Source organism: Novosphingobium sp. AP12 (genome assembly GCF_000281975.1).
GTDB lineage: Bacteria > Pseudomonadota > Alphaproteobacteria > Sphingomonadales > Sphingomonadaceae > Novosphingobium.
The window spans coordinates 94,528-101,303 of sequence record NZ_AKKE01000062.1 but is presented as its reverse complement, the minus strand read 5'-3'; the positions used below and the strand labels follow the sequence as shown (position 1 = coordinate 101,303).

6 protein-coding genes are annotated in these 6,776 nt (G+C 67.5%); 3 read left to right on the top strand and 3 right to left on the bottom strand.

Annotation, left to right across the window (positions count from 1 at the left end):
* A partial coding sequence (locus PMI02_RS11215; protein ID WP_007682624.1) for an efflux transporter outer membrane subunit occupies positions 1-1,125 on the top strand: 1,125 nt, incomplete at its 5' end.
* Positions 1,126-1,394: 269 nt separating this feature from the next.
* On the opposite strand, the gene PMI02_RS11210 is transcribed toward PMI02_RS11215, so the two are convergent.
* Genes PMI02_RS11210 through PMI02_RS11200 form a run of 3 tightly spaced genes read right to left on the bottom strand, consistent with a single transcriptional unit; the run spans position 1,395 to position 4,079 of the window.
* Positions 1,395-2,756, bottom strand: coding sequence for an alginate export family protein (locus tag PMI02_RS11210; RefSeq protein ID WP_007682623.1), 1,362 nt, complete (start codon positions 2,754-2,756; stop codon positions 1,395-1,397).
* On the bottom strand, positions 2,749-3,186 hold the full coding sequence (locus PMI02_RS11205; protein ID WP_007682622.1) for a DoxX family protein: 438 nt from the start codon (positions 3,184-3,186) through the stop codon (positions 2,749-2,751). Before PMI02_RS11205 ends, PMI02_RS11210 begins: the two co-directional genes overlap by 8 nt.
* Positions 3,187-3,188: 2 nt before the next feature.
* Positions 3,189-4,079, bottom strand: a complete 891-nt coding sequence (locus PMI02_RS11200) for a hypothetical protein (RefSeq protein ID WP_007682620.1) — start codon at positions 4,077-4,079, stop codon at positions 3,189-3,191.
* 467 nt (positions 4,080-4,546) lie between these two features.
* Here PMI02_RS11200 and PMI02_RS11195 point away from each other — a divergent pair, with 467 nt between their 5' ends.
* Both PMI02_RS11195 and PMI02_RS11190 read left to right on the top strand, forming a co-directional pair.
* A complete protein-coding gene (locus PMI02_RS11195) occupies positions 4,547-5,212 on the top strand; it encodes a murein L,D-transpeptidase catalytic domain family protein (RefSeq protein ID WP_007682618.1) in 666 nt (221 codons plus the stop codon).
* 61 nt (positions 5,213-5,273) lie between these two features.
* A complete protein-coding gene (locus PMI02_RS11190) occupies positions 5,274-6,719 on the top strand; it encodes a L,D-transpeptidase family protein (RefSeq protein WP_007682616.1) in 1,446 nt (481 codons plus the stop codon).
* The last annotated feature ends 57 nt before the right edge of the window (positions 6,720-6,776 follow it).

The following is a 6,776-nucleotide window of genomic DNA, read 5'->3' as shown; positions in this document are numbered from 1 at the left end:
CAGGCAGGCGCCGCCCGCCAGTCGAACGAGACGCCGCTGGGCCGGATCGCTGGCGCCCAGCCGCGCTACGACCGCGACGGCGAACTCTACGAAGCCAATCTTGGTGCGAGCTGGGAGATCGACCTGTTCGGCGGCCTTCGCCGACAGCGCGAGGCGGCCCTCGCGGATTACCAAGGTGCGCTTGCCGCGACGTATGCCGCCCGCCTTATCGTCGCGGCGGAAACGGCGAACACATACGTCACGATCCGCGGCCTGCAGGCGCGGCTGGCGGTGGCGCAGGGACAGGTCGACACGCAGCGCCGCCTGCTCGACACCGTGCGCCTCCAGTACAGCAAGGGCGTCGCCGCCGAACTTCAGGTGCGGCAGGCCGAAGGCGCGCTCTCGCAGGTCGAGGCGACCCTGCCCGAGCTTTCGAACGCGCTGGACCAGGCGATGAACGCGCTCGACGTGCTGCTCGGCACGGTGCCCGGCACCTGCCGCGCGGAGATGGCGGCGGTAAAACCGATCCCGGCCGGTCCTGCGCTCGACGACGGCGTCACCCCCGCGGACCTGCTGCGGCGGCGTCCCGACGTGATCGTCGCCGAGCGCCGGCTGGCCGCCAGCAACGCCCGGATCGGCGCCGCGCTGGCCGAGTATTACCCCAAACTCTCGCTGTCCGGCCTGCTCGGCACAGCGACGACGGTGACTTCGGGCCTGTTCACCGGCAATGCGCTCCAGGCGCAGGGCGCGGCAGGGCTGCGCTGGCGGCTGTTCGACTTCGGCCGCATCGACGCGGAGGTTTCGGCCGCAAAGGGCGGCAACGCGGAGGCGCTGGCCGCCTATCGCCTGTCGATCCTGCGCGCCACGCAGGACGTGGAGGACGCCTTCTCGGCAGTCGCCAATCGCGGGCGGCAACAGGAGATACTGGCGGGCGGCGAAACCTCGCTGGCGCGCGCGCGCGAAGCCTCGTTCGCGGCCTACAACGGCGGCGTGGTCAGTCTGATCGAAGTGCTCGACGCCGACAGCCGCCTGCTCTCCACCCGCGATGCCCGCATCCGGGCGCAGGTCGGCGCGGCGCAGGCGACGATCGCCTCGTTCCGGGCCTTGGGCGGCGGCTGGGAGCCGCGCGAACTCGTGGGAGGCTGATCAGTCGCGCGCCAGCTTGCGGGCATATAGCGCCGCATCGTGGCCCGGCTCGAAACGCGGTTCCACGAAATGAACGCCCGGTCGGACAGCGCCGCGAGGAACCCGCCTCGCACTAGCGGCCCCTGGGCGAACACGCTGCCGGACCATGACATCTCGGCCGGCGCATCCATGGGGAACCCGAGCCGGTCCCGCAATGCGCAGGCCATCGCCGCCAGTTCTCCGGCCGCTCGTACTTCCTCCGCATGCGCAGCCGCCTCTGAAGCGGCGGCTCAGAACCGGAAATTGCTTTCGAGGCCGAGCATGTGGATCGTCTCCGCCGAGCCGGTCTCGCGGATGAAGGCGCCCGGCCGGAACGCGGAGAGCGAGGCGGAGAGTTCGAGTTCAGCGGTGGCCTGCCAGGCGAGTGTGGCCTCGACCTCCGAGCCAATGAACCGGGCCCGGCTGTCACCAGCCGCGCGGACGAGGTTGCCGGGAATGTCGTAGACGCCGTCACCTCGCGAATAGCGCCAGAACGCGGCGGCGGCGAGGCCAGCGGAAACGGTCGGGGTGAGTTGCAGGCCCAGCGCAGGGTGCAGGTTGACGAGGTTGTAGGGCCCCACCGGCGACAGTTCGCCGAAGTACTTGCCCTTGGGAAACAGCGCGTTGAACGTGCGGAGGTGGTTGTCGGAGGGGTCACCGTCACCGCTGACGACGTTGAAGCGCACGGTCAGGTCGGGCTGGAGCGGCACGTCGGGGAAGGAGCGGCCCAGCTCCGTGCCCAGCGTCCAGGCGGAGATCGTCTGGCCCGCGAAGTGGCCGAACTGGTAGACGCCCTCGACGTTCCAGTGCCAGTCGTCGCGATTGCCATGCCACCGCGCGCCGAGGCTGTGCCGTGTTTCCTTGCCGCTGCTCGCGCCCCACTCCGCTCGCTCGTTGCTGTAGCCGAGATAATAGAGATCGAGGCCGGGCGTGGTCGCATACACACCCCACAACGCCTTGGAGGATGAGGTGCGGTCGTCGAAGCTGCCGGTGCTGGGCTGGACCGGGCGAGCCGCCAGCAGGCTGACCTTCGCGCCTCTCACAGCCACATCGGCACGAACCCCGTCGAAGGCCAGCGGCACGTTGGGCCCGTAGCGCGTGCCCACCAGCCGCTCGGTGCCGAGCGAGAGCATCTGCCGCCCGCCACGCAGGGTCACCGGGCCAAGCTCGGCTTCGACGAAGCCCTGGAGCAGGTCGGCGCCAGTCTCGTCGATCGGGCTGGCAGAGGGCGCCACGCCGAGCGAGGTCGCGACGATGGGCTGGACGAAGGCGCGCATCTTTCCGACGTGGAGATCGACATAAGGCATGGCGCGGAGCCAGAGGTAGGCGTCGTCGGGCGCATCGGCGCTGCCCCAGAGGTTGTTCTCGTAGCTTTCGGTCCGGGCGCGCAGTTCGATCCCGGTCGAGACCCAGGCGTCGCCGCCGAGGGGGACGTACTTGAACGGGCCGGTCCAGTGGTGGTCCCGCTTCTCCGCGTCGGCAAGGTCCGACCAGTCCTCGTCGTAGCGGGTGATCGTCAGCGTAGGTGCCTGCCATGCCTCCTTTGGTGCCGCTTGGGCAATGCCCGGCGCGGTAGCCGTCAGGAGCAGGGCAAGCGCGGCAATCCTACGCACGCCGCCCGCTCCGGCGTGCCAGGACGGCCACCAGCACGAACGCACCGACGAGGCCCATGTGCTCGAAGAAGGCATTGGTGGCGCCGAAACGCTCGGGGCCTGCGGGCATGGCCCAGAACGCGTTGGCGAGGATCGCGGCGAGGAACGTGAACACGCCTAGCATCCCGGCACCCAGCCAGACCAGCCTCCCGGAGAGGATCAACGCCGGTCCGACGAGTTCGACCGCGATGGTCAAGCCCGCCCACAGCGCAGACGGCGCAAGGCCGAAATGCGCCTGCTCCGCCACCGCGCCCGGCCAGTCGGACAGCTTGGCGAAAGCGCCGACGAGATAGGCGCTCACCAGCAGGAGCCGGGCGGCGAACACCGTCGGAGGGAAGTCCAGGACCCCCGCAACGAACGCGGGGGTTGCGGAGGATTGATCAGCGCGCATGGTCACTGGGCCTGATGGATTTCGGCGACGTAGCCGCCGGGGAAGCGCACGATGGCAGTCTGGCGCGCGCCCACCGAAACCGGCGCGACCAATGTTTCCACGCCCGCCGCCGAAGCCTTGGCGAGCGTCGCCGCAAGGTCATCGACGCCGTAGCCGGTCATGTCGCGGCCATAGGGCCAGGGCAGCTGCCCGTCGGAAACGAAGACCACCATGCTGCCGTAGCCGCTGGAAAGCGAGACGCGGCGGATGGTCTTGCCGGGCTGTCCGATCTCGTCGCCCCGCGCCGCCTTGTCGTCGGCGACGACCTTGGCACGGGCGAAGCCGGTCCAGCTCTTGAGGAAGGCGCCTGCTGCGTCAGGGGTGAGATAGACGCGATTTTCCGGCACCTTGGCGAGCGGTGCGTAGTCCGGCTTGGCGGTGTGCCAGTAGAGCTGCATGTTCACGCCGCCGGGCCACTGCACCACGGAATCGCGCCCGATCGGGTCGGGGAAAGTCGTCAGCCGCCGCACCGCGCCATGCTTCACCGCCGAAGCGACCGCCGCGTCCATGTCGCTCACGAGGTAGCCGGTGCGCTCATCGCCGAACGGGTAGGGGATCGGCGTCTTGAAGCCGAACACCGAGACGGTGCCGACAGGCGTCAGCACCAGCTGCGACTTGGTCAGGCTCTTGGTCGGCGTGACCTGGAACTCGCCCTGCTTGCTGGTCTTGCCGCCGAAGGTCGCGACGAAGCTGGCGACGAACGTGTCGAATTGGTCCTGCGGCACGTAGACGTGGGTGGTATCGTACTGCGGGCCGACGGAATAGTCCGACGCCACTGCCGGAGCCGCGAAGCCGGGCGCGGTGACGGAGCCGGCGGCGAGTGCAGCGGCGAGGACGAAAGTGAGGCGTTTCATGCGATGAACTCCTGGACGAGAGGATCGTAATCCGGCCGAGGAAGGCCGTCGGGTATCAAGTTGGCGAAGGGCGCGTCGCCCCGGTGGAACGGTTTTTGCCTACATCCGGCATTCCAGAAAGCCGGATAAAATGAGGCATGCCGTTCGAAAAAGTTGAAATTTGTAAGGCCGTTGATAACGCTGCACCTTGTGCTCGTCAGCATGGTCCCGCGATACCCATCCGTTCGTATGTCCAGCCGTGGCACTGGCGGTCAGCTACCAAATGACTTGCGAACTTGAGCTGATGACAAATTCGTTCCCGGCACAGCCGGCGGATTTAAACCGTTGGCCGTAAACCATGCTCAGTTCATCGCTAAAGTGTAAAAGTACACGAACAAAAGCGCCAAAAACCTCTTCAATTTCAAGCGCATGAGCCCATTATCGTGGTCATGCTTCCATTCTCCTCCCAACACAGCCGGCGCGCCGTCATGATATCAGGCGCCGGTGTTGCTCTTGCTGCGCTTGCCCGTCCGGCAACCAAGCCGTTCCTCGGATCGTCGCATCCTGCTCGTCCCACGGCGGTGCCGGCCGCGCCGCGCACAGACCCCGGCATGCCGCAGACCGCGCTGGACGCCGCGCGCTTTTCGGTCGACCCGGCGCTCCTGGGCAGGGCTCTCGCCGCGCTCGAACAGCACTCGGGGACGGTCAAGGCGAGGGACCGGATGGCGATCGTCGACTTCACCGCGCCCTCGTCCGATCCCCGGCTGCACTTCCTTGACGTGGTGAATGGCAAGGCATCGCGGTTGCTGGTGGCGCACGGCTCGGGCTCCGACCCGGGACACACCGGCTTCCTCGAGCGATTCTCGAACGCCTTCGGCTCCAACGCCTCCAGCGAAGGCGCCTTCCTGACGGGTGACTACTACACCGGCAAGCATGGCCGGTCTCAGCGTCTGATGGGTCTCGATCCCACGAACAACAACGCGCTCGATCGCGCCATCGTCATCCACAGCGCCTGGTACGCGAACGACGACATGATCGCCGCGCATGGCAAGCTCGGTCGCAGCCAGGGCTGCTTCGCCGTGGGCGAGAACAAGCTGAGCGACGTGTTCAGCTTCCTCGGCGAGGGCCGGATGGTGTTTGCCGCCCGCACTTGAAGCGGCGTGAAACATGCGGGTTATCCGTAGGTTATCATACGGGTCTTACTAGGAGATCCGTGTGCATAGAAGTGTGATCGCTTGCTCGTTGCTGGCCCTGACGGTCGCAGTGTCCGGATGCCATTCGAAGCCTGACAATTCCGCGCGCACCGAGGCGGTGTTCACAATCGACCAGATCCACTGGAACGATGGGGCGGTGCGCCATTTGCGTGAAGCCATCGACCGGCGCGCCGCGCATGGCCTGGACCGCGTGCAGTTCGCCGTCGACGGCCAGCCCGGCAATCCCGAAGGCGATCGCGCCCTGACGCAGAGCGCCTTGCGCTATGCCTCGGCGCTGGCTCGCGGATCGTCCGATCCAGCGAAGTTGTACGATGTCTATACCGTCGCGCGGCCCAATCCAAACCTGCTTAATGGGCTTGGTGCGGCGATGGCGGATGGGAAAGTGGGGGAGTGGCTCGACGGGCTGTCCCCGCAGGACGATGGCTATCGCGCGCTGTCCAAGGCCTATCTGGCGCTACGCAAGCAGGGCGGAGCGCCCTCTTCCGCCATCCCCGCCAAGGCCGAGCCGCTGAAGCCCGGCGCTACCGATGCGCGCATTCCCGCCATCGCGCGCCAGCTGGTCGCCTCCGATTACCTCGACCGGTCCGCCGCGCAAGGCAACAGCTACAACCCGGCGATGGTGCGGGCGGTGCAGCGCATGCAGGCCGACTACGGGATCAAGCCGGACGGCGTCATCGGCGCCGATGCGCTGGAAATACTCAACCTCTCCGACACTGACCGGGCGCGGGAGATGGCGGTGGCGATGGAGCGCATGCGCTGGCTGGATCGCGATCCGGCAGCCACGCGCATCGACGTCAACGTCGCGGCGGGAAGGCTGCTCTACTGGCGCGACGGCAAGGTCGCCGACAGCCGCAAGGTCGTCGTCGGCAAGCCCGAGAACGAGACGCCGCAGCTCGGATCGCCGATCTACCGGCTCGTGGCCAACCCGACGTGGACGGTGCCGCGCTCGATCCAGAACAAGGAGATCGCGGGCAAGGGCAGTGCCTATCTGCGCCGCAACAACATGGCGTGGAAGGACGGCTGGGTCGTCCAGCAGCCCGGCCCGAAGAACTCGCTGGGCCTGGTCAAGTTCGACATGCAGAACGAACACCAGATCTACCTGCACGACACCCCCGCCAAGCAGCTGTTCCAGGAAGTCCAGCGCCAGCGCAGCCACGGCTGCGTGCGGGTCGAGGACGCACTGGGCTTTGCCGAGATGCTGGCGAAGGACGAAGGCGTACTGGACGAATGGCACCGCGCCCGGGCGACCGGCAAGGAGACCTTCGTCAAGCTGCCGCGCGAGATTCCGGTCCGACTGCTTTACCAGACAGTCGTGCTCGGCGAGGACGGCGAGCCCGTCATCCGCTCCGATCCCTACGGCTGGGACGACCGCGTCGCCACCGCTCTTGGGTTTGCGTCGGCTCAGGGCTACCGCCTGAAGACTTCGGGCTCCGACGTCGGGCCATAAGCCGTAGCCCCGGACGCGGCATCTGCGTCCGGGGCCCTCGTCTCAAATCCGTCTTTC

What these genes read in the sequence shown, in the direction of transcription:
- PMI02_RS11200 (WP_007682620.1), bottom strand. Translation starts at nt 4,079, where the DNA reads ATGAAACGCCTCACTTTCGTCCTCGCCGCTGCACTCGCCGCCGGCTCC.
- PMI02_RS11195 (WP_007682618.1), top strand. Translation starts at nt 4,547, where the DNA reads ATGATATCAGGCGCCGGTGTTGCTCTTGCTGCGCTTGCCCGTCCGGCA.
- PMI02_RS11205 (WP_007682622.1), bottom strand. Translation starts at nt 3,186, where the DNA reads ATGCGCGCTGATCAATCCTCCGCAACCCCCGCGTTCGTTGCGGGGGTC.